The sequence below is a fragment of the Shewanella sp. SM95 genome (genome assembly GCF_025653595.1).
In the GTDB taxonomy this organism is placed as follows: domain Bacteria; phylum Pseudomonadota; class Gammaproteobacteria; order Enterobacterales; family Shewanellaceae; genus Shewanella; species Shewanella oncorhynchi.
Genome location: NZ_JAKKSE010000001.1, coordinates 434,408 through 461,208, shown reverse-complemented (window position 1 = coordinate 461,208; position 26,801 = coordinate 434,408). Strand labels below are relative to the sequence as shown.

The following is a 26,801-nucleotide window of genomic DNA, read 5'->3' as shown; positions in this document are numbered from 1 at the left end:
ATAAAAAACGCACTATCTAACAGGTCATGCCAGATAGTGCGTTGGTTTTAACAAACTGGTTTCAAAACGGATTTAGAGTTTAAAGATATTATCCTTCGTATCTCTGTCGATGAGCTTCACAAAGGGATCGACCCCCACATAACTGGGTTTTTCAGCCAAAGTGATCGTCAGCTTGTTTTCACCACTGACCAACCTATGCTTCTCAATCAATAATACCTGTTTGTCATCCTTTAGCTTATCGGGATCGGCACTAAAGGCACCGATATCGATGATGGCGTCTAAAGGTTGTTCGGCTTCTTCACCTTTACCACTCGCGACTTTGCGACTGGCATAAATGCTCAAGTCAACTTGCGTCTTACCATCAGGCAGAGTGGTCATTACCGCATTGGTTAACCTGAGGTCGTAGAGTGTGATCTCATTAAAAGATTCATCGATAAAGCGAGCTTGCGCTTCATCCGTACCTTGCTCAAGGTAACTCACTAAATCCAATGTGGTTGGGAAAGGATCGTTACGATACTGATAACGCGCTAAGAATGCCTTCAAATTAGCGTTAAGTTTCTCTTCACCCAACACATCTTTAATCGCCATCATCACCACTGAGCCTTTCTGATAATGAATGTACTGCTGATTTTCACTACGCAGCAAAGGCATTTCTTTGATGGATTCAGATGAACGGCCACGTAAATATCTATCTAATTCGTATTTCAAGAATTTACGGATCATTTTATCGCCGTACTTTTTCTCCAGCACCATCAGCGCCGAATACTGTGACAAGCTTTCGGATATCACAGCACTGCCCTGCACATCCGCAGCGCCCACTTGGTGTCCCCACCATTGATGCGCCACTTCATGGGCGGTGACGTAATATACAGGATCGATATTATCCTCATTGCGTAAATCAGTAATAAAACCAATACGCTCTGAGTAAGGCACTGTATTAGCAAAACTTTGTGCAAAACTACGGTAACCCGGAAACTCCATAATTCGCATTTGCTTATGTTGATAAGGCCCAAATGCTTGTGTGTAGTAATCGATAGAATCTTTAACCGACTCTATCATGCGCGCAACGTTCCAAGGATGCTCCGCATGGTAGTAAACCTCAACCGCAACACCATTGTGCTCAGTTTTTTCCACCTGATAACGGCCAGAAATAATCGCGTAGAAATTCACCATAGGGCTATCCATCGAATAATGGAAATACTCACGCCCATCCTGCTGCCACTGTTTTTGCAAATACCCTGGCGCTAATGCAATTTGATCTGCACTTGTCGAAATAGTGGCTTCAAACTGAATGAAATCACCATCGACACCAAAGAAGTTTTGCGTGTAGTAATGGCTGTCTTCAAGCTTGTTCGCTCGAGCTTTTTCGGCTAAATCGCGCTTTTGGCGCTCGTGGCGATCCATAAGCTCATAGCCATCTTGATAACCAAAGAGAGGCAATAGTTCGAAGTTGTTGATGAAGGTGCCATTTTCAACCACTGACATATCAAAGCCAGCTTCAGCAATACCCACAGACTGACGTACTAATTGAATGTCCCCTTGCACCACCTGTCCAGGCTGCACAGGTGTCGAAAAGGTCAACCAAGCATTGCGATAGCGGCTATCTAACTCACCTAAGTTTGTATTCGGGATATTGATTTTTACCGTATCTGCCTGAGTGTGTTCGGGCAACTGCACTAGCATCTTCTCGATCGGTTTGTCGGACTTGTTTTGCCATTCAAACATCACCTTAGCGATAATTTTACGATCTTCAGGGAAAATATCGACATTCGCATTGACCTTAGTGGCCACTAAAATCGGCATGCTTTGGTATTGTTTGAAGGCCTTCTCATAATCGGCTTGCAGATCTGTGGTCTCATCTTGGGTTAAATAATGATTCACCACTTTGGTTTGGTAGAACAAATAACTGCCCATGCCCAAAAACACCACCAAAGCAACGCTCACAATGGCTTTTCCACTAAAACCAAGCTGATAACTCAGTAATCCCATACGGGTTTTAAGGCTCTGCTGCGGTCCGCGATGGTACAAGCCATAACCTAAAACAAACAGGATAAGGCTAAAGGCACCCCAATAAATCATATAGAGTGCATGGCTTAATAAGCCCCAACCGTAGCCGTTCATATCCGAGTAAATTAAGGTCGGTGATTGACCAAAGTTATATAAGCTATGGCCAAATCCCCAGCTTGCCATAACAAATGTCGTTAGATAATAAGCAACAAATAACCCCATACCTGCGTACTTATTTGGGCTAAGTACTTGCAGGAAAAACGCCAGCACAGCGGTCATCAACAGCGGCAGGAGGTAATAAAATCCCAGTCGAATAAGGTACTGAGCAATCTCAAGATTGGCTTGTCCTTTTATCAGTTGAAAAGCAATTGTGGTACACATGGCGAGCACATACAGCAAGGTCATCACTATGACCACAGATACTAGCTTTGAGCCCCAAAAGCTTAAGTTTGATACGGGAACGCTATCGACGATATCTCCCATTCCTGAACTGCGTTCACGCCAGACGATTTCTGCGCTGTAATAAATCAGCACTATCACCATCAATAGCCCCGTCGCGCCGGCAATGTTATTCACCATATCTTGGGTTAATGGCCAATTAGATGTGCCGTACCAACCAAAATCATCGAACATGGGGCCGACTAAATTGAAAATAGTCAGCACACCTAACACCACAAATGGCGCGGTAAATAGTACTTGCCGTACTTCAAATTTAACCCGCGTCCAAAATTGCTGGCGACCATTAGGCTCAGTTGCCATAGCCAATTGTGCCAAAGGCACTAAGCTGGGAACTGTTCCTGCTTTATCGGATTTTTTCTCACGTTTCTTAGTCAAACTCGGCTGACGGAAAATCCCGGAAATGGCCAGTAATACACAGGCAATTCCAAACCATATCGCCCGGTTTTGCAGCACGAGTCCTGAGAATTCAATTAACTGGCTATTCTTCTCGCTAATGGTCCAGTAACGGGTCACTTCAGCAAAGGTGCGCAGCGCAAAGGGATCAAGCAAAGCAGCAATAGTACGATATTGTGGCTGACTCGCCATTTCGCCCGTCAAGGTATAAAGCACCAACATGGCTACAGCGGTCAGATAGAGCGCCATTAAGGAACGAAAATGACTTGCCATCGCATAGAATAGAGTCGAGATCAGCAGCAAAGTCGGCATGGCGAGTAAAAAATACGGCACAAGATAATTCGATAACGCAAAAGGTCCAAAACGGCTAGCATCGACCCATGGCATAAAAGAGCCGAGCATTAACCCTATGGGGATAAAGGCAAATACCATCATCACCACAACAAAACTGCCGAGAAATCGACCAAATTGGTATGCAAATGGTGATAGGGGTTTGCTATAAATCAGCTCTTCCATCAAATGCTGATGATTGCGGATAGCCGTGCTACCCACAAAATTCACCACGGCAAACATGGAAATGAGTCCCATGATCAACATGGTTTGAGTAATCCCAAATGGGCTGTTTTTCATCACCTCACCGCCGCTACCAATTTGAATATTGTTAGAGACGACTGATAGAAAACTCATTAAAAACAATAGAAAAGAAACAACATAAAAGGATGGCTGACGCAAATAATAACGCCACTCAAACCTAAGCATTGATAACAACATATTGATATCCCCTTAGGCAGCCTGACGGCGATGACTGAGTAAAGTAGAAAAATACAGATCTTCAAGCCCAGCAGTCGCAGGGGTAAATCCTTCAGGACAAGTGTCAGCCATCACATTCAGTACTGTGCGTCCCGCTAATAAACGCTTAGAAATCACAGGTAATTGCGCTTCAAGCTCCTGCGCCTGTGCTTGACTCACAGTCTTAGTCCAAATTTTTTCCGTTAATTCACCCACCAATTGATGTGGATTGCCTTGAAGCAGAATTTTACCCGATGCCAAAACCGCCATATTAGCGCAGAGCTCAGACACATCTTCGACAATGTGAGTCGAGAGGATTACCACTTTTTCTTCGCCTAAACTCACCAGCAAGTTATGGAAACGGTTACGTTCTTCGGGATCGAGACCCGCGGTAGGCTCATCCACAATCAATAACTTAGGATCCCCAAGCAAGGCCTGAGCAATACCAAAGCGCTGACGCATACCGCCAGAGAAACCACTCACGGCTTTATTTTTATGCTGATAAAGATTGGTGTGTGCCAGCAATCCTTCAACCGCTTCTTTACGCAGCTTGCTCTGATTAATACCCTTAAGAATGGCTAAATGATCTAACAGGTCATAGGCGCTAATACGCGGATAAACATTAAAGTCCTGGGGCAAATATCCCAAGGTTTTACGCAGCGCTTGAGGATCGGCTAATACATCAATACCGTCAAACACTATGCTGCCACTATCGGCACTTTGCAGGGCGGCAATGGTACGCATGAGTGATGACTTTCCCGCGCCATTGGGTCCGAGTAAACCAAACATCCCTTTGGAAATCGTTAAATCAACACCATCGAGTGCTTTAACACCGTTATCATAGGTTTTAGTGAGATTAGAAATAGTCAGCATGCTTCCCTCTTGCGTCTGTGAGTTCAAAATACCGACAAACTATCACATAAAATTAACCTTTACAGTAGTTATCAAGATATTCATGTACTTACAGAATGCTAGCCAGCAAAACAAACTACATATTCTTAATCCCTAAAATAGCAAAAGGGACTCTATTTGAGTCCCTTGCTATTGAAATACAATATAAAAGTAAAAATATGCCACGAATTAAAATATGGCGTACCAAATACAATTAGTTACATAAACGCCAACATTAGCGCGAGGGTAAAGTGCCATCAAATACACGCACTTTGATATTCTTTTTTAGGTTATCTTGGTCTTGTTGCCATTCTTGCCACTGGGTGAAACTAATACTAAGCTGCAATGAAAAATCAGTAGAAATCCACTGTTTTTGCCCTTGAGTATATTTTGGTGCAGGGACTATGTTACTGGGTCCAACGAAGGACGCAGAACACATAAAGGTTTTGAAATACACTTGGTCAATCGATAAATCGAGGGCGCTGGGCGATGTTAAACATTGACCACTGCCCGGCTCTTGATACGAGGCAAATTGGTACAGGATTGCCGGTGTATTATTGGTACTATCGGGAACTGAAGCAGTTTGATGACAAGATAAACAACTACTTAATGCATTATCCGCAGGGCCATTTAGGCGCCCATTACACCCTAAGTGTCCCGCATTGGTGTGCTCATTCAAACGGCCAACGACCTCTTGAAATACGGCGCTATCCTTAAGCCCTGTGATTGGGTTTTGAGGGAATGCTGCCGCTCCCACTGTTGCTGGCGGCGTGTCATTCCCCCACATTAATCCCAGAGGTGAGATACGATCCCAAGGATTTTGCTCTTTCGCTTTAAACTGACCATCGGCGACAAAAGTGCCATAGGCCCAGCCCACGGGTGAACGGCTGTCGCGCACTGCAATATCAAACTGCAATAAGTACACATCGGCGACAGAGCGCGGGCATTGCTCTGTTTCCTGTTGGAAACTGCAAGCACTGCCATCGGCATTTTTACATTCGCAGAAATCACTGGCACTGATATTGGCTTGCCAAACAGGTACATTTTCAAGGAAAGGATAGTTATTAGGCGTTGCGGTAGTGAACAGTAACTTGCCAATCACACTGCCTTCATTAAATGCAAAGTTTTGCTGGGGCATCACAGGTGATGGCGCCCCCGTCCATACCTTGCCAATGCTGTTTGCCGCCTGAGGATTATAAAAACCCACCGCCCACATAGTGGTTTTAAGGGAGCCTTGGCCTTTTATCTCCATAGTAACGGGGGCTTCTCGGGTCAAGCCATGGATAAATTCCCGCCCACTCATGGGATCATAGGTCTGATAGGGAATATGGTACCAAGAGCGCACCTTGTTGTTACACAGATCCCAGTCTTTACTGACATCACCTTTGTCGATGTTTCCCTCTTGGATGTACTTCATCACAGCCCAGAGGTATTGCTCAGCTTGGGTATTTTTATCATTTTCACTCAGATTCTTATCGAAGGGATTGAATTTAAGCCAAGGTGCAGCGCTATCGGGTTTAGCACTCGAATAAGCATCACTGAGGCTAAAAATAGGCCCCTTCCAGCCCGGATAGGCTTGATTGATGGTGACCTGATTATCCCACATACCTGTTTTTGTAAAAGCAGGATCTTGGAAGTAACTTGGATAGGCTCCAGTACAGGTTGAATTTGCGTTAGATCTAGTGTTAGGCGATTGCTTATCTGCAGCTTTTGCGTTGACTGTAGTCAATGAACAAACGGTGAGCAGAAGTATGGCTGTAATGTTGAGTTTCATAATATCGTCCTTGAAGAGTATTAGTCCTAAAAACTCCCTTTGTGAGCCCAAAACTAACAACGGCTCGAATTAAGCATAGACTAATTTTTAACATCTTCTGTAAAGCTTAACGATTCACATATTAAGGATATAAAAAAGGCCGTTTAGTATGACTAAACGGCCGAAACATATTACTTATTGGACTAGCCGTCCAAGCTATTTCTCAACTTCTTGCCCACGCGTCTTCCACAGTGAATACAAGACACCTAAGACTAACAGACCAAAAGTCACACCAAGGGACACTGCTGTTGGGATAGTAAAGTCCACTATTCCCTCGTGATTGAAATACACTAAACCCACTTTCACCCCAATAAATACTAATACCACTGACAGCGCATATTTAAGGTATTCGAAACGGTGCACCATAGCAGCCAACGCAAAATACAAAGCACGTAGCCCCAGAATCGCGAAGATATTTGAGGTATAGACGATGAAAGGATCTTGAGTAATCGCAAAAATAGCTGGAATACTGTCGACTGCAAACACCAAATCCGCGGTTTCCACTAAGATCAACGCCAAGAATAACGGCGTCGCCCACCATCCTTTTGTTAACTGATGATCTTCGCCACGTACCCAGAATTTTTCTTTATGCAGCGTTGGCGTAAAACGCATCTTAGTGCGTAACCATTTATAAAACTTATTGTCTTGGATATCACCGTGCTCATCGTTTGAGAAGAGCATTTTCACGCCAGTGAAAATCAAGAAGAGTCCAAATAACACAAGTACACCTTGATACTGGGCAACAAGCACAGCCCCAAGACCGATCATAATGGCGCGCAACACTATTACGCCCATAATGCCCCAGAAGAGCACTCTATGTTGGTATAAACGTGGGATACCTAAGCTACTGAAGATTAACGCGATAACAAATACGTTATCCATAGACAGTGATTTTTCAATCAGATAGCCCGTTAGGTATTCCATACCGGCGGTTGAACCCTTGTACCACCAGAGCCAGGCCCCAAACAATAAGCCCATACAGATATAAAAGGCTGAAAGCTTTAAACTTTCAGCCACGGTAATTTCATGCTGATCCTTGTGCAATACGCCAAGGTCAAAGGCTAATAACGCCAGCACAAAACCGAAAAACATTAACCAAACCCAAAGCGGGTAACCCACAAATAGGGTGGTAAAAAACTCCATAAGTCTCCTTAGTAACACATAACGACTGATCTAAATCAGTAAAGTTGAGCAGATAGACATTGACTCATTGTAGAAATATAAACTGTGAAATCTTATATGAAAAATGCAACTATCAAGATTAAAATTCTTTTACAATCAATATAATTATGGTGCTTATTTATACTTATGCCTCGAATAAGTTCACTTCTCAATCACAGCGCTTCCCTGAGAAAATCATCTAACCCACCCATTCGTGACATTCCTTTAGATAGCAGCCTCGAACAAGCGCGTAGATGCTCTACCAATAATGCAAAATTGCTATCAATCATAAAACTTACACTATCCATTAAACGACGAACTACAGCTAAATCAAGGCTAAAGCCGCTAAGATAAAACTGCCACAGTTGAATTATGGCCACTATTTAGCACTCATTTCCTAACTGAAAATGAATTAATTTAACCGCTTAGTATTGCTATAGCGAGCCTTAAAGAACGGCTAAAAATGTTAGTTATACAAAATATTCATCACTTTCAAGACCCTTGGCTGTTCCATATCATCCGAGTGTGATTAACTGCTACAACAGCGCCGTCTTTTAGTGATCAAAAGCGCCGCGATAATCACAAATAATGAAAAATAATTAATAAAATTCATTACGATAAAATGAATCATTAGCTGCTCGGCGCATAAAGTGCCAGCATTGGGAGTCTTAAGTGTCAATAGAACAAAACCCGCCGCACGCAATGCAGGGCCCACAAGGCTCGCCCCCAGCTGAAATGCTATTTGGGCATCCTAAGGGCTTATTTGTCTGCTTTTTTACCGAAATGTGGGAACGCTTCTCTTTCTACGGTATGAAAGCATTACTGTTTCTTTACCTGATTAAATATCATCTGTTTACCGACGAATTTGGTTACAACGTGATTGGTGCTTACGGTGCCTTAGTGTATGCCATGCCCGTAGTGGGTGGCTTATTGGCCGACCGCTATATCGGCATGCGCAAAGCGGTGATCTTTGGCGGTGTTTTATTGGTGCTCGGCCACTTAGGTATGGCCTTTGAAGGCCATCAAGCGGTTATCGTTGCGGGTGAAATTCAACGGGATGAACAAGCGCTGCAAGTATTCTATTTATCCCTCGCCTTAATCATTGTCGGTGTGGGCTTTTTAAAACCCAATATTTCCACCATAGTAGGTCAGCTTTATCCTAAATCATCCGCTAAGCGAGATTCTGGTTTTACCATTTTCTACGCGGGCATCAACTTAGGCGCCACCTTAGCCCCGCTGATTTGCGCTTATTTAGGTGAAACCTATGGCTGGAAGTACGGTTTTGGTTTGGCAGGTTTAGGGATGTTAGCAGGTTTGTTGGTGTTTATTCGTGGCAAGAAACATCTGCAAGGCTTCGCCGAACCCAGAGATCCTGCGCGGATTTTAAAGAAAACCGCTGGCATAACGACAGAACAATGGATTTACTTAAGCGCAATTGGCAGCGTAATCATAGTCTGGGGGTTGATTCAAACCCACTCCCTCGTACTTTCGATTAGCAGTTTATTACCCGCTGTGAGCCCAGTGATTTGGTTCTTGCACTCAGTATCACTAGTGCTTGCCCTTGGTATTGGCTGGTTCATGGTGAAACATTGTAATCCGATTGAACGTCAACAGATGTCGGCTTTGCTGCTTTTCATCGTTGCGGGTTTGGTCTTCTTTGGCTTATATGAGCAGACCTATGGCTCTTGGGTAGCATTTTCGGACCGTGTGATGGACCGCAATATGCTCGGCCTCGAATGGAGTGCGGGACAATTGACCTTCCTCGGCGCTTTCTTTGTGATCAGTTTGTCGCCTATCTTCGCTTGGCTGTGGCCTGCCCTCGCCCGTAAAAATTGTGACCCGAGTAAACCGGTTAAAACCGCACTCGGTATTTTGTTCGCGGGTTTATCCTTTATGGTGCTTGTGCTCGGGATCCAGATGCCGCTAAGCAGTGGCTTAGTGAGTATTTGGTTCTTAGTCGCGGCTTATTTTGTATTAGAAATCGGGGAGTTATTGCTGTCGCCCATAGGCTTATCAGCCGTAACTCAGCTTTCGGTAAAACGCGTAGTCAGCCTGATGATGGGTGCTTGGTTCCTCGGCACTTCATACTCTGAAATCTTAGCCGCCGAATTAAACAAACTCGCCGCGATTGATACCCAAGGCGGCGTGATAAGTGACGTACCGAGTGCGATGGCGCTATACGAGCAACTGTTTATCTTCTCGGCGCAAATTGGCGTGGTGATGGCATTAGTCTTCTTTGCCCTTGCGCCATTAATGAAGAAAATGATGCACGAGAAAATGGCGACTCACTCAGTTTAAGCAGACAAACAGAAAGTCGGTTGGCTTACTTTCGCCCTCTGAGGCGACGGTAAGCCAAGACGATAAGGTGCAAAGCAAGTAACCCCGTAAAAGCCGCGCAGAAAAACAGTAATGCAATCGAGTTTACATCCCTAGGCGCATCACGATAAAGCCACCACCACAGCGGCCAGCCGATTGCCGATAAAGCCGTAAGCTGCCACATACAGCGTTTGCAGCGACCAATCTTTTGCCTGAAAATTGACGTTTTACAATCACCGCAACTCATAAATCCCCAATACCATGATGGCAGTATATCTAAAACTAAAGCGACACTTTAAGCCTTGCCATCCCTTGATTAATAGAGACGAGCGCACGATAACCTAAATCTCGTTTAGCTGCGCTGATATCAAAATAATGGCTGCAGGATAACTGCCGTGCGACAAAACGCGTCATCATGGGCTCTTCTTGCTTCTTTAGGAGGTAATGTATACTTTCCAATACTGCGCCTGCTACATAGGCGACAGATTGAGGCACACGCTTAGTCACCGGCGGTAAAGCATCGCAGGCCAAAATCAGATTGATCATCTCGGCCATAGTGATGGGTTCATCATTACTCAGAAAATAAGCTTTCCCTTGACACTTAGGCTTTGCTTGGCAAAGTTCCAGCGCCGCCAGCACATGGGCATAGGCAGCGTTATCTATGTAGATGGTATCGACTAGCTTATCTTCGCGGCCAACCAGTTTAAGCTTACCTAAACGCCCGCGCGACAATACCCTAGGCACTAGATGGGGATCGCCAGGCCCCCATATCAGATGCGGCCTGAGTGCGACGGTTTTTAACGCATAGGGTCCAGTGGCTTGAGTCGTCACTTGGCTAGATACTTGAGTCACACTAGGATTTTCAAGTGGCATGTCACCCACTTGATTGGCGTCGAGCATCATCTTTTCAGCGATGGCTTTAGAGTGGGCATAATGATTCAAGAATCTTGTGGCATAGGGAGTAGACTCATCAATACCCGATTCATCCTGCCCTGAAAAGGTCACACTCGGGGTACTGGTGTAGACTAACTTATCTATTTTTAATGCCTTACAAGCGGCAATCACATTGGCTGCGCCCTTTACATTCGGGCAAAAATAGCTGTCTCTGTCACCCCAAACACCTGCTTTAGACGCCACATGAAATACAATATCGCAGCCTTGCATCGCCTGTTGCAGCAGATCTTTATTGACTAAATCCCCTTGCAGCATGACTACGCCCAGTGCTTCAAGTTCGGGATAATGCCCACGCGCAAAACCTGTGACTTTAATGCCCGCAGCTAACAATCTCAGGCAAATCGCTTTACCTAAAAATCCCCCCGCCCCCGTGACAAAGGCGTGTCGCACCTTAAGCGCGAGCTGCGCGAGTGCCATTTGTTCAGCCGCATCAAATTGGGCAAGCGTCGTGCTCTTGATTGGGTCTTTCGTCATTAAGGGTATCCATTTCAGCACATTTACATGAACTTAAAGTCGGTGTAATAAGTTTAAAATAAGCACAAGGGCTTAAAAATAAGCGAGTTTGTTCAAATGAACACAGAATATAACGTAAAAAATGCAGGAAAAAGCCGTGGAGTTTTAAATCAACCTTTCGTTTGTGATTGTGCCCAAACGGCTAATTTTTCTCTAAAAATCTTGGCATTATGCCGCACATCCACAGGGAAATCTGGATGAATAAGAAACCGCCTTATGCCCTGAGTCTGCGTAAATTGCTCGGCAATGGCGATCAAATCTTGGTACAACTGCTGACTCTTATTGCACACCAATGACTGGTCGAGTTCGATACAAATTAACGGCTCTATCTCGTTCGCCACTTTCACTCCCACTAAAGCGGAGCGCTTCACATTGGGATGCGTATTAAAAATGCGCTCGCAGGGAATGGAATAATAACGTTTAACAAACAATCCAGTAGCGTCGACTCTGTGGGCCTTACGACCACACATCCACAGAAGACCTTGATCATCAAGATACCCCAAATCGCCCATGCGGTGTCTAACGGTATTGGTTGCCGAGTCCCAAATCTTGGCCGCCGCAGTCGCGCGTTTGCCTTGGCTTTCGTGCTGACTATTGTTTAGATAATAGGACTGACTCACCATAGGCCCCTGCACGACTATCTCGCCGATTTCACCGTTATTCAGCACTAAGGCATCATCCCACTCGGGAATAACCTCTTCGCTGATAGCAATAATGCGAATCGTCACGCCATCGATAGCGCGACCGACACAGATACCACCGCCGTTATCTGTGATGTCAGTCGTGGCAAATAACGCATCGCTGGCAATCATACTAATAGGCAAAGATTCGGTTGCGCCGTAGGAATTTAAAATCGGCACACCTTGGCTCAGCATCTTACTAAAACGGGCGATGGAGGCAATGGTGGCTGGCGCACCCGCGGAAATCACCCGCTGTACGCTAGGCAATTTATGCTGTTTTTGTTCCCCCGCGCGGCCTAAACGTTCGAGCAAAGCGGGATTAACAAAAATATTACTGCATTGATATTTCTCAATCGCGGCAAACAGGAATTCAGGATTGGCGGTAATGGGCTTGCTGGCATCCATTTCAGGAACAATAGACGCCATACCGAGTGCGGGACCAAAGAGTGAAAACAGTGGAAACGTGGCGAGATCGCGCTCGCCATGGCAAATGCCATAATCGTTTTTTAATGCTTGGATTTGTGCCTCAAACATACCATGGCTATACACCACCCCCTTAGGCGTGCCAGTGCTGCCACTGGTAAATAAAATCGCCGCTATCTCATCAGATTTAAGCATCACCATGGGATATTCAGACTTTGGAGCAGAAGATTGCACTGAGGTGCTTTGCAGCAGAGTCGATAAACTTATCGCACCAGTACCGATACGGATTAACTTTGCCGCTAAGCCTGTTTTGCCGTCATCAACATTGAGTAATGACTTAATACTGCCCTTACCCCAACCAAATAGACGTCTAGCAATATGAGCCTTGGGAATACCGATAAAGGCATCGGGCGCGGCTTCAGCAAAACACTGTTTAAGATTGCGGATCCCCATGCCGGGATCAACTAGGATAGGAATAACCCCCGCTTTAAACAGCGCAAAAGTAAGTGCAAAAAAATCCAAACTCGGCGTGACCATAAGCACAGCCTTCATGCCGCGCTCAATGCCATGGGCGTTCAGCGCAAAGGCTATCGCATCGCTTTGTCTGTCTAGATTAAGAAAATCCAACTCGCTGTAACGCAAATTCGCCACAGAAGCGCCCTGAGCGCTTTGTACTGCTACCGCAAGATGATGGGGAATGGCATGGGCGGCTTGCTTGAGATGACGACAAATATTGGCATCACTGACCGTTGCTGACGTAGAAGAACCCGTTAAAAGCGGCGTTTCCAACGGCGTCACTAAAGGAGCAACCAAAGGAGCCACTTCAGTCTCAAGCAAGGTCGACATTAACCTGCGGCCTGTTCGGACGGCGCCGCTTCTACGTGGTCGTCAGCCATAAAATCTTTAATATGGGCAATCACTTCATCGCTGGCATCTTCCAAAATGTAGTGACCACAATCGGCAAACTCATGCACGGTCGCATGGGGCATGTGCTGACGCCATTTTGCTAAAAAGTGCTTATCGAACACAAAGTCCTTGAGACCCCAGCAAATCAGGGTCGGCACTTTGGCAAACTGCGGTAAACTCGCAGCAATATCAGAGACTAATTGATAATTTCTATCGCCTTCACGCAGCGGAATATCCTGCACAAAACGCAGCGTCGAAATGCGATTGGCCCAAGAGTTAAACGGCGCGACATACGCCTCGCGAATGTATTTGGACATCGGCTGGCGCTTAACACCCACATAGGAAGCAATAGACGAAAAGGCATTGAAACCGCGTACCAACACTGTGCCTAACAGGGTATTACGACAAATCCACAGCGGCCAAGGGAATGGTTTAGTCTCGGGCAAATGGAAAGCACCCGTGTTCAATATCACTAGGCGTTTAATGCGCTCAGGATAACGCGCCGCATAACCCATACCTATCATGCCGCCCCAATCGTGTACGACTAAGGTAATGTTTTCTTTCACATTCAGGCTATCGAGCAGGGCTTCGAGATCGTCGATACGGTTCTTAAGGGTATAGTCATAACCACTGTCGTCTGGCTTATCCGACAGGCCACAGCCGATATGATCCGGCACTATGCATTGGTGAGTGTCTTTTAAGGCGCTAACAAGGTTGCGGTAGTAAAACGACCAGCTAGGATTACCGTGAACCATCACCACAGGCTCGCCTTGACCCTCGTTGATATAATGTAGCTTGTTGCCATTACGGCTAAGAAAATGACGTTTAAAAGGCAACAGAGTGTCTAACATGACGCTTCCTATCTTAATTCTTTATGAGAGCGAATAACGGGTTATGTACAGCTGGCTTAGCTTATCGACAGAACTAAAGACTAAGCTATCAACTGAATCATGGACTTACTGGGTTGACTCGAATGTATTCTAGCCATCAAGCAAAGGCGTGAAAAGGTGCACTGCACCCTACCACTTAATACCTAACATCATGCAATTCAATCCACTGCCTATGCCTAAAAAGCTCACTTGATCGCCCGCTTGCAAAAAGCCTTGATCGTGCGCCATCGCAGCGGTCACAGGTAACGACACTGTGCCCATATTGCCCAGCAGCTGATACGTTGGAAATTCTTTTTCGGGGGGAATATTTAACGCGCTAAGCACTTGCTTACGGTTTGAGGCGCCCACTTGATGGCAAATCACTTTGTCCACTTGCTCAACCAGCCAATTACGCTGCTCAAGGAAATGCTCCCAAGTGTGCTTCGCCAATTCAACACCTTCTTTAAGCAAGGTAACGGCATCGGTACGCATAAACTCACGGTACAGATTGTGCCCCACTTCCTGCAGACCCCATTGACACAACTGGTGATGCTCAGGCGCCGATAAGTGCGATGCACCCAGCAATTGATGCTGGCGCACATTTGTCAGCGGCAAGCTGCCATCAGTAAGGATCACCGCCACTGCACCAGAGCCACCGGTTAAGGTCGCCAGTGACTGGGCAAAATTCTGCATGGTCGGATCGGCCAACATGTTATCGATAGTGACATCGACAATATCCCGCGCCGACTCACAGGACACCACCATACCCGCCTTGATTTGACCCAACTCAATACGGTTCGCGATATCTAAAATACCCGATAACACCCCAAGGCAAGCGTTGCTGATATCGTAAATCGCGGTGTCTTTTGACACCCCCAATTCGGCAGCAATACGACACGCGGTCGCGGGCTCATGTTGATCGCGGCAAACGCCGGTATAGACAACAGCACCTAAATCGGCGACATCAATCCCAGTTTCAACCATGGCTTTACGGGCAGCTTTAATCGCACCGTCGGACAATTGATGTCCTTTTGGCCACCAGCGGCGTTCGGTAATCCCAGTCAATGCGGCAAGCTGTCCCATAGGAATACGGAACTTTTGATACAAAGGAGCAAGACGAGACTCTAGCTCACTACTGGAAACCACAACAGGCGCCAGTTCATAGGCCAGGCTATTAATAAATACGCGGGAATATTTCATGAAACTGTTTTATTCGCTCACTAGAATGACTGACCAGCAGGTCAGCTTTCAGTTGTTATTCGTCATTAATGCGACATTTGAACAAGAAAAGCCCGATGATTCAATAAAAAACCATCTTGAGTGTAAGACTTGTCTCACAGCGCAGGTTCCAAACACGACGGCCCTGAATTCACTATCACTAAACTTAAATGCGCTAATATAGAAATAATTCATAAAAAACATCACAGTACAGCATATTTTTAGACGCGCAAAATTATACCGCCATTTTTTGCGCTAAAATCAGCGTATTTCTTGGTGTAACGCTGTTTGCACAAAATTCACCCACGCAAACACCATATCCTTGTTCCTGCAAAAAACAAGCGCGATCTAAGATGAGCCACTGCTCCAGTGCGCTGCGAAATAAATGCGCGACTAAATCGATACGGCGAGTTAATTGTTGTCTTTGTCGCCCAACATCAAGCCAAGCTTCAAAATCCCTGTTTTTCGCAAAATTAACGGCCTTCGTCTGCGCCGCCCACAGGCAAAAATCCGTAAAACTGCCGCTCAATTGACTCTGTTTTAACGAGGGTAAAGGCAAATATTCGTCGATTTGTCGACATTCACGTTGCAGTGCATCAAAGCCTAAGCGCCACGCGATTTCTTGATGGCGTAGCGCCTGCTGTTTGGGATTAGCTATCACACTCTGCTGCAGCGGTAACTGTAAATCATGGCGACTGAGCTTTAGGCTGCTCTGCTGAGCAAGAGTCGATAACGGCTGATAATGGCTCGCTTGAATTAAATGATAGCAACAGGGAGAAATCGCCAATGCCTGCGTGCCCGCCTCGGCCGCCAGCGTTAACAGCCGAACATGCAAATCTCCGCAGGCATGCAAAGCAACTGCTTGCTGCTGAGCAGTTAAGGGATGAGTTGTTAACGGATTCGCTGCTGAGGGATGTTCAACTGGTGTTTCGACAGTGGCTATAGCCCTGTGCTCAGCGCCAATAGCAAAGGCATCGGCGCAAATAAAGGTTTGCGATAACTGCCACTTATCAGCAAAAGCCTGCCCTGCTTCACATAATGGCGCTTGCCATTCTAAGCTCACCACTTCGGCGCCGCGAGCTTTAGCAATCAAGCGGCCCAAATGCCCTTTACCCGCACACCATTCCAATACGGGTAAATTAAGCTGGGGTAAATGCTGTACAAAGGCGGTAATTTGCTGCCATTTTCGGCCTTTAATGTGAGCACTAAAGTGCGCCTCATCATCAAAGGACAAACCGCGGTCCTGCGCTTTATCTACCTTTGTGGTATCGGTAATTGCAATATCAGCAATGGCAGTGGTAAGCAATGACAAGTCCCAATCTTGGCCTAATGCCCTAAGATCGCGGTTTAATGCCGGTGACAACGTCTTAACCAGTAAAGATTGCTCGGCATCGAGTCCATCAAGCTCATCATCAGCCAGCGCCCACACAGCTTCGGCCAACAGCGGAAAATCCTGTGCCCAAGGCAAAGCGTTCACTTCAAATGCACGCACTTGCCACAGGGCAGCACTCTTTTCAAGCAACTGATTAAGCTTGCTAAATTGCTGTGAGTAAGTGAATTGTTGCTGCAGATTATCTTGGTTCACGTCATGCCCAGTGTAAAAAATACTTGTCTCGTATTAGGCTGAGCGAATCAGCCCTACGGATGACTTTATGCGAAAAAATGTTAGTATCGCGGCCTTTAAACACTCAACCATAACGTTAACTGAGAAGACTCGGTTAACTAGCCATAAGGCTCCAAAGGACACACATGCTTTCACCTTGCGTCGCACGCTGCGGTTTAAATGATGAAGACTACTGCATGGGCTGTTTTCGACATATCGATGAAATTGTCAGTTGGCGCACGAGTAGCGAAGCGCAACAGGCGGCCATTTGTCAGCAACTTCCCGCCCGCAAAGCCTTATTTGAAGGCAGTGAAAACCAGCATATTTTAAGTCGTGATAAATGGTTAGCTGCCGAAGCGCGTTTAACCGACAAGGACTAAACCCCATCCGCTAACGCCACCCTCTGCGCAAGCTCATCCTGCTAACAGCCTACAAAACTATTTTTTCAGCATTGATTTCAAGTCAGCAAAGGGATTGTAGGTCGCCGCCGCTTGCTTGGTTTCTGTGGTGCTACCGTAACGGATCAATTCTTCAAAGCGAGAATGTTCGTTATCGTGGCAATAAAGACATAATAATTCCCAGTTTGAACCGTCTGACGGGTTGTTATCGTGGTTATGATCCCTATGATGCACAGTCAGTTCACTTAAGTTTTTTGGGGTAAATTCGCGGGTACAGCGGCCACACACCCAAGGATAGAGTTTTAACGCCTGCTCACGGTAACCGCTCTCACGCTTAGCTTTGTACTCCCGCGCATCGGCTAATACTTTATCTAACTTACTCTGGCCTGGCACTGATGACATAGTGTAATCCCTAAAACAAACCCTAAAAAAATTGCCCCAAGGATAATCCGAGTTATCACTTGGGGCAATATATCCCGCACTTTACGGGTTAATGGTGCACGATTTGTAGACGTAAATGGCTAAGCCGACCTAGGTTACTGGCTTAGTTTACTTACGTTACTTAGCTTACGTGGGCATGATCGGCATTCGACAGATGCAAATAGTGTAAGTATTTTTCATACTGAGTCACCACATCCGCGAGGATTTGCTCTTCGGTATAACCCATCACATCGTAATGCTGACCACCTTGTTCAAGGTACACTTCGGCGCGGTAATACAAGGTATTGCCCTGCTCGATTTCAGTCCCTATTGGGTTAGTGATGTCAAAACAACGCGTTCGTACACCGTAAACAAAGGGCAAATTCACCTCATTGCTGATCACTAATCGCACGCGGCCATCTAAGTATTCAAGATCGGCCACTATGCCTTTCGCCATAAAGTGTTGGCACACCTTAGACAAAGCGGGCGTAGCCACATTATTCAAGAACACTTGCGCTTCTTCATGGGTAGGATGCGAGACTAAAACCCCAATACGCTCTTCCCAGCTCATATTAGTTTTGGCGTATTGCACACTGGTATTATGTAACTGCACGCTATTAATCTTCAGCCAATCATTTTTCAGGGCTTTAAATAAGCCCAGACACATGAATAGCATCACCACTAAGAACGGCATAGCACTGGCGATTGCCGCCGTTTGCAGCGCCTGTAACCCACCCGCTAACAACAATACCGAAGCAACGACCCCTTGCAACAGTGCCCAAAAGATCCTCTGCCATACGGGGGCATTGTTATCGCCGCCCGAGGTTAGATTATCAATCACTAAGGATCCCGAATCCGACGAGGTCACAAAGAAAGTGACGACTAAACAAATCGCAATCCCAGAAAGTAACGTAGGAAACGGCATGTGCTCGAAAAACACAAACAAGGCCACTGACACATCGGTATTCACCGCCTCGGCAAGATAGGTCGCGCCGTGATTCATAATTGAATCAATCGCCGTATTACCAAATACTGTCATCCATAGGAAGGTCAGCGCCGATGGTACAAATAACACACCAATTAAAAACTCACGGATGGTACGGCCGCGACTCACACGCGCAATAAAGGTACCGACAAAAGGAGACCATGAAATCCACCAGCCCCAATAGAGCAAGGTCCAGCCTCCGAGCCAATCTTCCTTATGTTCATAAGCGTACAAGTTAAAGGTTTTGCCCACTAAATCACTTAAGTAACTACCGGTATTCTGCACAAAAGCCTGCAACAGCATAACCGTAGGGCCAAGGATCAAGACGATAAGCAATAAAATAATCGCGAGACCCAGATTGAGTTCGCTTAAGCGTTTCACGCCTTTATCGAGACCAGAAAATACCGATAATGTCGCCAATAAAGTAATGCCGATAATCAAACACACCTGCACTACAGCATTATTGGGTAAGCCTTCGAATAAATAACTCAACCCAGAATTGACCTGCAACACCCCAAAGCCCAGTGATGTCGCCACCCCAAACATAGTGCCAAGCACAGCAAAGGTATCCACTGTATGGCCAATAGGACCATAGATGCGTTCACCAATTAAGGGATAAAGCGCACTTCGCGGCAATAACGGTAACTTATGTCGATAAGAGAAATAGGCCAGACTCAATGCCACCACAGCGTAAATCGCCCAAGCATGCAGTCCCCAATGGAAGAAAGTGATCTTCATTGCCTCTTTTGCGGCAATAAGACTCTCTGGAGTTGCATCCGGCGGCGCCAGATAGTGCATCACAGGTTCGGCTACCCCAAAAAACATCAAACCTATGCCCATACCCGCCGAAAACAACATGGCGATCCAGCTTTTATAGCTGTAGTCAGGCACTGAATGATCTGGTCCTAGTTTGATATCGCCGAAGCGACTGACCATGACAAATATGATAAAAATCAGGAAAAACGCCACACTTAGAATGTAAAGCCAACCAGCTTTCATTTCTATCCATGACTGCATTGATCTAAAAAAGGTGTTTGCCTCTGTGGGCCATACTGCGCAAATCATCACCATCAAGATGATGAAAAAGACCGACGAATAAAATACCGGCGGATTAATACTAGACTTGATTGACATTGACTCTCCCTATTTCTAGCGGGTTCACACTCCAAATATCTCAACATACCAACGGCGAGATAGGACAAAACTTATACTTAAAATTTGGTTAATACTGCGTGGCTCATCTATGACCAGTATGGGGGAAATCCCAAAGATCATTGAAACGACTCGCTATGGCTAAACGCGACAGGATCTGAACAACGGGATTAACAACACTCGACTTTTTTAAGCCAATGATTGATGGATAAACAGAATTAACACCACTAAGGCAGCTAACACCCACCTTTAGCATAAAACAAATATATTACTAGAATATTCAGCATAAAAAATGGCGACCATATTGGTCGCCAAAAAATTATACCACAAAAATCATCAAATTTAATTTTAAACGCTAAAACGCACAAACCTTCATCTGATTACTTAGTCGGTGACTGCGAAATGCCAGCAGTTAAATTGAAGCGCATCGCCTCCTCAAACGACCAATCAACCATAATTAAATCATCCCGCTTAACTAAGCTCGTCACGCCCGCCATTTGATAGCTCAATTGGAACAACACAGGCACCCAATCGCCCTCAGGCAACGCATCTAACAAGGGCTGCGGCGGCGTATCCGTCATAATAAAGCCCACCACAAAACTGCCATTCGCCTGTTTCACTAACACTGTCTTTTGGCTTGTTGGCTTACCATCACGATTCATCAAAGAGGCGATATCACGGATACTGCCATAAACCGATTTAAACAATGGGAAACGCATCAACTGGCGCTCAAGCCAACCATAAAGCCACACAATCGGGCTGACCGAAAACAGCAGGCCCACCGCAAAAACTAATGCCACCACCAGCATAAATCCCGCGCCGACAAAGTGTTGGTTAATCCCTACCAACTCTAAAATTACAATTCCTAAACCATCTAACGATACAAACAACGACCAAAATAGCCACAAACTCAAGGCCATAGGTAATAGATTCATTAAGCCGCGGGCTAAGGTTTTTTTCATCACACTCTCATTCAGTCATAGGGATATAGAAGGCATAAAATATTTACGCAAAAAACGCCACAAATGCTACCACAGAGTCACTTTTGCACCAGCACATGATGTAAGGTATCTGGCAGTAATAGTCTCAAGCATAGAGACAGCGTTCAAATTCAGAGCCCACTCTGAACAATTCTAAGGAAAGTAAAATGCGCGTAACCCGCTTAGATCATTTGGTCTTAACCGTAAAAGACATCGCCGTCAGTGTCGAATTTTATCAAACCGTGCTCGGGATGAAAAAAGTGGTATTTGGCAATCAGCGTATTGCGTTAAGTTTTGGCGACCAAAAGATTAACTTGCACCAAGCGGGGGCAGAATTTGAACCTAAAGCCGCAGCAGCCACACCCGGCAGTGCCGATCTGTGTTTTGTGGTCAGCCACAACATAGAAGAAGTGATCGCCCATTTAAACGCACTTCAGATTGAAATCATTGAAGGCCCAGTGCTACGAACCGGTGCCACAGGCCGGATAAACTCTGTCTATATCCGCGACCCAGATTGTAACCTGCTTGAGTTATCAGAATATCTGCCCGCCTGCACGGGATAAGCGAAGTTAAAAACTTCATTTGAATTTTTTAATCAAAGTCAAAGTCGTGGGGCTTCACCCCACACCCGACCAAGGAGGACTGCTCGTCATATCCTCCTTGGATGCTCCAAGACGCCCCTAACGGAGTTGAAAGCCCCTTGTGCTCATAGCCCAAATTGCTATCGCTTCCGAAGGATGCGTCCCTGCACCAGCTAAAGCTAGTCGGTCATCCATGACCGAACTCACGCACTCTTTATTAAATCAAGAGCTCTATTCGCCCTGCGGCAACTCCGAGGGGATGGCGTATTCCTTAGAATTTTGAGTCATTAGATCACAATTCATCAGCAAAAAATAAGCGAGAGAAATAATAAAGCTAAAACGATATCAAGTGATTACCCATCAAACTGTATAAAAAACTGCTACCGCAAAAAAGCAAATTCCTATAGCATCATTTTACCAATTGACTCGGATGTGGCAGCGGCCAAGTCCAACAAGCGATTTATGCCCTGCAAACAGCACAGCGCATAAATACTAAGACGTTATGAGCCATCAGTAAGCATGATTGAGCAAACTATTAGACATATCTACTCACTTCTATTAAGTGAAAATTATGATGAATTAGAGCGATTTACCAACGGATCTCGTATGTCTTCAAATGAAATTTGTGAGACGATTTTAGAATACGGTTATCAGCTGGTTTCGTATCCAGACAACCTGAAACTAGACATCGTAGAAGTAAAAAATAGTAGCCCAAGAGAATGGAGTGTAGTTGCACCAATCTACACCTCTGAGGAGGGTTTATCCGATTTGAGTATTGAGCTGTCACTAATAGAAAATGGCAAAGAACTTTATAAATCAGAGCTAGACAATATTCGTGTGCGTTAGTCAAGCTCATAACAAGTCAAAGCACTCGGACTTGGTAAAGCAGTCACCTTTTTTGTTCCCAAAAAGCCGCCAACTTCACCAAGCTAGTGTTTTAGGCGTTATAAGCCATAGGAAGGTATGGAGTTTTTAATTAAGCCTCATGATGGAATTGGGCCCATCAAACTTGGAATGTCTAGAAAACAAGTCAAAGTGCTATTCGCTGCTTTTTTTACTTTGTCCGATGGGGCTAGCGATTTCTATTTTGATAGTTGCCTTCAAATTGAATTTGAAAACGATTTAGTAGACTTTATCGGTGTATCTCAAAACGATAATTACCAACTTATGTTTGGTGGTATCGACGCATTTGATGTTGAAGGTATAACTTTGTTTAATGCAATTTCCGCTAATGAATCGGAGAGTCACTCGTTTAATGAGTCGGAGTATATTTTCCCTGAACAAATAGTTACTCTCTGGGACATGGACGAACAATACGATAACCTTGGCGATCACAAACGTAAAGTTTGGGCACAGGTTGGTATTGGTACTAAGTCCTACCTTAAAGTGGCAAATGGCTTATAACAAGTCGCTTAAAATGGACGCAAAACAGTTGGCTTGCGCTAATTTTAGCAAACAATTTAGCACCCGTTAGCGAGGCGTTATCCATAGAAATTTTAATCCGGAACTGACGAGTTCGAGTTAAGGCTTTAACTCAAAAATGTCCAAAAGTGTGTTGCGTATGTCTTTTAAATCTACAGATTACACGAATGCACAAAAGGTGAGCCATGGTGATTAGCGAGACGACCGTCCGCCCCATGGACGTGGCGGTCGAGCATCCAAAGATGGACTTGCTGCGTGTCGGTGAGTAAGTACCATGGCAAGCCTATATGTGTGGATACCAGCCAACGCCTAGCAACTAAAATGACAGTTCACTCAGCTATACTCGCCTGCAGAATTTTCCAATGCGTTTTTACCAAATCGAATTGACTCATCATTGCTATTAGTACTGTCAAATCAGTCTATAAAAGCAGTCGGCATTTATAAAGCCGCATTTAAAAGCCCTAAAAGCAAAACGCTCCACAGAGACTGCGGAGCGTTGTATTCAGCGAATGGCATTACAATAGCAGACTAATACTTGTGTTAGCCTTTCATGTCCTTTTCCATATCTTCGTAGGAAGTATGGCGAACGTCTTTGCCTTTCACGTAGTAGATTATGTATTCACAAATATTTTTACAACGGTCACCGACACGCTCTACTGCGCGTGCAGCCCATAATACGTCGAGTATGTCTGGGATTGAACGCGGATCTTCCATCATATAGGTCATTAACTGGCGAATAATGCCTTCATATTCACGGTCAAGCTTAGCATCTTCTTTATGCAGCTCTAACGCGGTATCGGCATCCATACGGGCCAAGGCATCTAAAGTCGCATGCAACATCCGAGTCGCATGACGCCCCATATTTTCAATGCTAACTAACAAAGGCTGCTGATTATTCAAACGTTTATCTAATGCTGCTTTTGCAATCCGCACACAGGCATCACCAATACGCTCAAGATCGGCGATGGTTTTTGAAATAGCGATAATCAAGCGTAAATCACTGGCCGCAGGTTGACGCTTAGCAATAATACGCGTGCATTCTTCGTCAATGGAGACTTCCATCGCATTGACCTTATGATCGCCTGCAATCACCCGCTGGGCTAACTCGGCATCGAGGGCGCTTAAGGCATCAATCGCTTGCTCTAGCTGACGTTCAACCAAGCCACCCATGGCGAGCACTCGATTACGGATATCATCCAGCTCAGCGGTGAACTGACCCGAAATGTGCTTACTTAAATTCATGTTTTCCATTGCGTTCCAACCTGTTACTTAACTGTTGACCCATACCAAGCCGTGGTGGCATTATCCGATACTCAAGCGATTAACCGTAACGTCCTGTGATGTAATCTTCAGTCTTACGTTTTTTCGGCGTGGTGAAAATCGTATTAGTATCAGCATATTCAACTAATTCACCCATATACATAAAGGCCGTTTGATCCGATACCCGCGCCGCCTGTTGCATGTTGTGAGTCACGATAACCACAGTGTATTTCGTCTTAAGCTCAGTGATTAACTCTTCAATCGTCAGCGTCGAAATCGGATCGAGTGCCGATGTTGGTTCGTCGAGTAATAGCACTTCTGGCTCAATGGCTATCGCACGGGCAATCACCAGTCGTTGCTGTTGACCGCCAGACAAACCAAAGGCGTTATCGTGCAATCTGTCTTTAACTTCGTCCCAAATCGCCGCGCCGCGCAATGAACGCTCAGCCGCTTCGTCGAGTTCACGACGGTTATTCAGCCCTTGCAATCTCAAGCCATAAACAACGTTTTCGTAAATCGACTTAGGGAAAGGATTTGGGCGTTGGAACACCATACCGACATTACGGCGCAGGGCCGCGACGTCGATTTTCTTGTCGTAAATATTCTGGCCGTGCAGCAATATCTCGCCGCCAATATGACAATTATCAACTAAGTCATTCATGCGGTTAATACAGCGCAATAGTGTCGATTTACCACAACCACTGGGGCCGATAAAGGCAGTGACTTGCTTCTTGGGGATCTTCATCGATACATTAAACAGCGCTTGCTTATCGCCATAGCGCAAATCTAAGTTACGGATCTCCAGCGCGGTGTCGTTCTGGCTTAAGTTAGCTAAATCAAAGTTATTGGTTTTCATTGCTGTCGAATCTATAGAAATCATATTTAGTCCTAATACTTTCAGGATAATCGCTGATTAGTGCTCAAGCGAACGATATTTTTCACGTAAGTGGTTACGCACGCTAATGGCCGTCAAGTTGAGTGCCACAATCACAGACACCAGCAAGAAAGAGGTCGCATACACCAGAGGACGTGCCGCTTCAACGTTAGGACTCTGGAAGCCCACATCATATATATGGAACCCTAAGTGCATGAACTTACGTTCTAAATGCACAAACGGGAAGTTAAAGTCCAGTGGTAAAGTTGGCGCTAATTTAACGACACCCACCAACATCAGCGGTGCCACTTCACCGGCAGCACGAGCGACCGCTAAAATCAAACCCGTCATGATCGCTGGACTCGCCATCGGGATCACAATCCGCCACAGGGTTTCAGCCTTAGTCGCGCCCAATGCCAAACTACCTTGACGCACCGCGCTTGGAATACGACTTAACCCTTCTTCAGTCGACACTATAACCACTGGCAGTGTCAAAATCGCGAGGGTTAATGCCGACCAAATCACCCCTGGTGAACCAAAGGTAGGAGCCGGCAAAGCTTCAGCGTAAAACAATTGGTCGATGGAACCGCCCATCATGTACACGAAGAAACCTAAACCGAATACACCATACACAATCGAGGGCACACCCGCTAAGTTGATTACCGCAATACGGATCATCTTAGTAATAGGGCCTTTCTTAGCATATTCATGTAGATAAACCGCCGCGACCACGCCAAATGGCGTCACGATAACCGCCATCAACATCACCATAAACACAGTGCCGAAAATCGCGGGGAACACGCCACCCTCAGTGTTGGCTTCACGCGGATCGTCACTCATAAAGCGTCCAATACCGACAAACCACTTACCAATTTTTCCTATGAGTCCTAAGTGATTCACATAGGTCACATCGAGAACGGTATCGAGCTTTAGTTCAACTTCTTCGCCGCGCATATCTCGGACAATAACCGAGTCACGCGCCGCATCATCACGCAGGGCAAATAACGCTTTCTCAAGCACTAAGTAATCTTCTTGCAGTTGAGCTCTCTTGGCGACCAACTCAGCTTTAATACTGTCGGTCAGTTCCCCATCTAGCTCGAAACGACGCTCCTGCAAACGCAATTTTTCAATGGCGTAGTTAATCGAGCCAATATCTTGCTTCTGCAAATCAACCGCTTTGTCCGATAAGGCAACAGCGCGTTCGATGTGCTCCATTAAGGAGGATTCAATCGCATCATTCACTAAATCAAGACGCTTGCCATTTTCAATCACGGCTATCGGATAACCGTAGAAGTTACCGTTTTTAGCCCGCTCGATCAGTGCGACCTCGCTTGGCACAGAACGACTAACAATGTCCGTACCTAATATCCAGCGGAAATCCAAACCCACAAATTCACGGTTACCGGTTTTCACTAAGTAACGGGTCACAAACTCGCCCGGATGTTGCTTAAACACATGGCCAGCAGCAATCAAACGCTCAGTCGGTACTTCTTCCCTATCGTAAACCTCACCAATTAAGGTCGAACGTACACCCGTGTTATCTTCAAGCTCCCACTGGTAAACAGTTGCAGGCCAAAAGTAACTTAAGCCGCGCCATGCGATTAACAATAATAAGCCTAAGACGGCAATCAAACTGATGCTCACAGCACCGCCCGTCATCCATATCCATGGCGAGCCTGATTTTACCCACTTACCCATTGCACAAACCTCTCAAGGTCACTGGCGAAATAGTAT

At 45.6% G+C, this 26,801-nt stretch carries 21 protein-coding genes; 5 read left to right on the top strand and 16 right to left on the bottom strand.

Translation table 11 applies throughout. The annotated features are described in order from the left end of the window. Positions 1 to 72: 72 nt before the first annotated feature. The 4 genes from L5M29_RS02010 to L5M29_RS01995 all read right to left on the bottom strand — a co-directional run bounded on the left by L5M29_RS02010 (position 73) and on the right by L5M29_RS01995 (position 7,495). Positions 73 to 3,630 (bottom strand): ABC transporter permease/M1 family aminopeptidase, encoded by a 3,558-nt coding sequence (locus tag L5M29_RS02010; RefSeq protein ID WP_263165910.1) that lies wholly within the window; start codon positions 3,628 to 3,630, stop codon positions 73 to 75. A 12-nt stretch (positions 3,631 to 3,642) separates the two neighbouring features. Continuing rightward, positions 3,643 to 4,521 (bottom strand): ABC transporter ATP-binding protein, encoded by an 879-nt coding sequence (locus L5M29_RS02005; protein ID WP_263165909.1) that lies wholly within the window; start codon positions 4,519 to 4,521, stop codon positions 3,643 to 3,645. Between the two features lie 253 nt (positions 4,522 to 4,774). Then, the gene (locus tag L5M29_RS02000) at positions 4,775 to 6,313 is read right to left on the bottom strand and encodes a hypothetical protein (RefSeq protein WP_263165905.1); all 1,539 of its coding nucleotides are present in this window, start codon (positions 6,311 to 6,313) and stop codon (positions 4,775 to 4,777) included. A gap of 195 nt (positions 6,314 to 6,508) precedes the next feature. Then, entirely contained in the window at positions 6,509 to 7,495 is a 987-nt protein-coding gene (locus tag L5M29_RS01995) for a TerC family protein (protein WP_028760515.1), read from the bottom strand. A gap of 690 nt (positions 7,496 to 8,185) precedes the next feature. Here L5M29_RS01995 and L5M29_RS01990 point away from each other — a divergent pair. Beyond that, positions 8,186 to 9,811, top strand: coding sequence for a peptide MFS transporter (locus L5M29_RS01990; protein ID WP_263165902.1), 1,626 nt, complete (start codon positions 8,186 to 8,188; stop codon positions 9,809 to 9,811). 25 nt (positions 9,812 to 9,836) lie between these two features. On the opposite strand, the gene L5M29_RS01985 is transcribed toward L5M29_RS01990, so the two are convergent. The 6 genes from L5M29_RS01985 to L5M29_RS01960 form a co-directional block, all read right to left on the bottom strand. Continuing rightward, a complete protein-coding gene (locus L5M29_RS01985) occupies positions 9,837 to 10,076 on the bottom strand; it encodes a DUF3624 domain-containing protein (RefSeq protein WP_105249662.1) in 240 nt (79 codons plus the stop codon). Positions 10,077 to 10,111: 35 nt separating this feature from the next. Beyond that, positions 10,112 to 11,257: a 2-alkyl-3-oxoalkanoate reductase gene (gene oleD, locus L5M29_RS01980; protein WP_263165900.1), complete on the bottom strand. Its 1,146-nt coding sequence runs from the start codon at positions 11,255 to 11,257 to the stop codon at positions 10,112 to 10,114. A gap of 149 nt (positions 11,258 to 11,406) precedes the next feature. Then, a complete protein-coding gene (gene oleC, locus L5M29_RS01975) occupies positions 11,407 to 13,245 on the bottom strand; it encodes an olefin beta-lactone synthetase (protein WP_263165898.1) in 1,839 nt (612 codons plus the stop codon). Then, positions 13,245 to 14,156: an alpha/beta fold hydrolase gene (locus tag L5M29_RS01970; protein ID WP_263165897.1), complete on the bottom strand. Its 912-nt coding sequence runs from the start codon at positions 14,154 to 14,156 to the stop codon at positions 13,245 to 13,247. Before L5M29_RS01970 ends, oleC begins: the two co-directional genes overlap by 1 nt. Before the next feature lie 168 nt (positions 14,157 to 14,324). Beyond that, positions 14,325 to 15,374 carry a 3-oxoacyl-ACP synthase III gene (locus L5M29_RS01965; RefSeq protein WP_028760522.1) on the bottom strand — a complete coding sequence of 350 codons (1,050 nt, stop codon included), beginning with the start codon at positions 15,372 to 15,374 and terminating at the stop codon, positions 14,325 to 14,327. A 253-nt stretch (positions 15,375 to 15,627) separates the two neighbouring features. Then, positions 15,628 to 16,977 carry an SAM-dependent methyltransferase gene (locus L5M29_RS01960; protein WP_263165895.1) on the bottom strand — a complete coding sequence of 450 codons (1,350 nt, stop codon included), beginning with the start codon at positions 16,975 to 16,977 and terminating at the stop codon, positions 15,628 to 15,630. A gap of 164 nt (positions 16,978 to 17,141) precedes the next feature. On the opposite strand from L5M29_RS01960, the gene L5M29_RS01955 reads away from it, so the two are divergent. Next, the gene (locus L5M29_RS01955; protein ID WP_006085323.1) at positions 17,142 to 17,375 is read left to right on the top strand and encodes a DUF1289 domain-containing protein; all 234 of its coding nucleotides are present in this window, start codon (positions 17,142 to 17,144) and stop codon (positions 17,373 to 17,375) included. Between the two features lie 57 nt (positions 17,376 to 17,432). Here the strand turns inward: L5M29_RS01955 and L5M29_RS01950 are convergent, their stop codons facing one another. From L5M29_RS01950 to L5M29_RS01940, 3 genes are all read right to left on the bottom strand, one after another. Continuing rightward, entirely contained in the window at positions 17,433 to 17,795 is a 363-nt protein-coding gene (locus tag L5M29_RS01950) for a YajD family HNH nuclease (protein WP_028760525.1), read from the bottom strand. Between the two features lie 160 nt (positions 17,796 to 17,955). After that, the gene (locus tag L5M29_RS01945; RefSeq protein ID WP_105249669.1) at positions 17,956 to 19,932 is read right to left on the bottom strand and encodes a BCCT family transporter; all 1,977 of its coding nucleotides are present in this window, start codon (positions 19,930 to 19,932) and stop codon (positions 17,956 to 17,958) included. A gap of 398 nt (positions 19,933 to 20,330) precedes the next feature. Further along, positions 20,331 to 20,912: a DUF502 domain-containing protein gene (locus tag L5M29_RS01940; protein ID WP_028760527.1), complete on the bottom strand. Its 582-nt coding sequence runs from the start codon at positions 20,910 to 20,912 to the stop codon at positions 20,331 to 20,333. A gap of 185 nt (positions 20,913 to 21,097) precedes the next feature. Between L5M29_RS01940 and L5M29_RS01935 the strand changes: the two genes are divergently transcribed. The 3 genes from L5M29_RS01935 to L5M29_RS01925 all read left to right on the top strand — a co-directional run bounded on the left by L5M29_RS01935 (position 21,098) and on the right by L5M29_RS01925 (position 22,915). Next, positions 21,098 to 21,493 (top strand): VOC family protein, encoded by a 396-nt coding sequence (locus L5M29_RS01935; protein ID WP_006085321.1) that lies wholly within the window; start codon positions 21,098 to 21,100, stop codon positions 21,491 to 21,493. 537 nt (positions 21,494 to 22,030) lie between these two features. Continuing rightward, on the top strand, positions 22,031 to 22,357 hold the full coding sequence (locus L5M29_RS01930) for a hypothetical protein (RefSeq protein ID WP_263165892.1): 327 nt from the start codon (positions 22,031 to 22,033) through the stop codon (positions 22,355 to 22,357). A gap of 117 nt (positions 22,358 to 22,474) precedes the next feature. Next, a complete protein-coding gene (locus L5M29_RS01925; RefSeq protein ID WP_263163301.1) occupies positions 22,475 to 22,915 on the top strand; it encodes a hypothetical protein in 441 nt (146 codons plus the stop codon). A gap of 558 nt (positions 22,916 to 23,473) precedes the next feature. On the opposite strand, the gene phoU is transcribed toward L5M29_RS01925, so the two are convergent. The 3 genes from phoU to pstA form a co-directional block, all read right to left on the bottom strand. Further along, positions 23,474 to 24,184 carry a phosphate signaling complex protein PhoU gene (gene phoU / locus L5M29_RS01920; protein WP_028760530.1) on the bottom strand — a complete coding sequence of 237 codons (711 nt, stop codon included), beginning with the start codon at positions 24,182 to 24,184 and terminating at the stop codon, positions 23,474 to 23,476. Positions 24,185 to 24,254: 70 nt separating this feature from the next. Continuing rightward, the gene (gene pstB / locus L5M29_RS01915) at positions 24,255 to 25,073 is read right to left on the bottom strand and encodes a phosphate ABC transporter ATP-binding protein PstB (RefSeq protein ID WP_028760531.1); all 819 of its coding nucleotides are present in this window, start codon (positions 25,071 to 25,073) and stop codon (positions 24,255 to 24,257) included. Positions 25,074 to 25,106: 33 nt separating this feature from the next. Continuing rightward, positions 25,107 to 26,765, bottom strand: a complete 1,659-nt coding sequence (gene pstA, locus L5M29_RS01910; protein ID WP_028760532.1) for a phosphate ABC transporter permease PstA — start codon at positions 26,763 to 26,765, stop codon at positions 25,107 to 25,109. Positions 26,766 to 26,801: the final 36 nt, after the last annotated feature.

Bases quoted from the DNA above. Each gene is read 5' to 3' on its own strand.
- L5M29_RS01950 (WP_028760525.1), bottom strand. From the start codon at position 17,795: ATGTCATCAGTGCCAGGCCAGAGTAAGTTAGATAAAGTATTAGCCGAT.
- L5M29_RS01985 (WP_105249662.1), bottom strand. From the start codon at position 10,076: ATGAGTTGCGGTGATTGTAAAACGTCAATTTTCAGGCAAAAGATTGGT.
- L5M29_RS01940 (WP_028760527.1), bottom strand. From the start codon at position 20,912: ATGAAAAAAACCTTAGCCCGCGGCTTAATGAATCTATTACCTATGGCC.
- L5M29_RS01955 (WP_006085323.1), top strand. From the start codon at position 17,142: ATGCTTTCACCTTGCGTCGCACGCTGCGGTTTAAATGATGAAGACTAC.
- phoU (WP_028760530.1), bottom strand. From the start codon at position 24,184: ATGGAAAACATGAATTTAAGTAAGCACATTTCGGGTCAGTTCACCGCT.
- L5M29_RS02005 (WP_263165909.1), bottom strand. From the start codon at position 4,521: ATGCTGACTATTTCTAATCTCACTAAAACCTATGATAACGGTGTTAAA.
- L5M29_RS01945 (WP_105249669.1), bottom strand. From the start codon at position 19,932: ATGTCAATCAAGTCTAGTATTAATCCGCCGGTATTTTATTCGTCGGTC.
- oleC (WP_263165898.1), bottom strand. From the start codon at position 13,245: ATGTCGACCTTGCTTGAGACTGAAGTGGCTCCTTTGGTTGCTCCTTTA.
- L5M29_RS01935 (WP_006085321.1), top strand. From the start codon at position 21,098: ATGCGCGTAACCCGCTTAGATCATTTGGTCTTAACCGTAAAAGACATC.
- L5M29_RS01995 (WP_028760515.1), bottom strand. From the start codon at position 7,495: ATGGAGTTTTTTACCACCCTATTTGTGGGTTACCCGCTTTGGGTTTGG.
- L5M29_RS02000 (WP_263165905.1), bottom strand. From the start codon at position 6,313: ATGAAACTCAACATTACAGCCATACTTCTGCTCACCGTTTGTTCATTG.
- L5M29_RS01930 (WP_263165892.1), top strand. From the start codon at position 22,031: ATGATTGAGCAAACTATTAGACATATCTACTCACTTCTATTAAGTGAA.
- L5M29_RS01965 (WP_028760522.1), bottom strand. From the start codon at position 15,374: ATGAAATATTCCCGCGTATTTATTAATAGCCTGGCCTATGAACTGGCG.
- L5M29_RS01970 (WP_263165897.1), bottom strand. From the start codon at position 14,156: ATGTTAGACACTCTGTTGCCTTTTAAACGTCATTTTCTTAGCCGTAAT.
- pstB (WP_028760531.1), bottom strand. From the start codon at position 25,073: ATGATTTCTATAGATTCGACAGCAATGAAAACCAATAACTTTGATTTA.
- L5M29_RS01925 (WP_263163301.1), top strand. From the start codon at position 22,475: ATGGAGTTTTTAATTAAGCCTCATGATGGAATTGGGCCCATCAAACTT.
- oleD (WP_263165900.1), bottom strand. From the start codon at position 11,257: ATGACGAAAGACCCAATCAAGAGCACGACGCTTGCCCAATTTGATGCG.
- L5M29_RS02010 (WP_263165910.1), bottom strand. From the start codon at position 3,630: ATGTTGTTATCAATGCTTAGGTTTGAGTGGCGTTATTATTTGCGTCAG.
- pstA (WP_028760532.1), bottom strand. From the start codon at position 26,765: ATGGGTAAGTGGGTAAAATCAGGCTCGCCATGGATATGGATGACGGGC.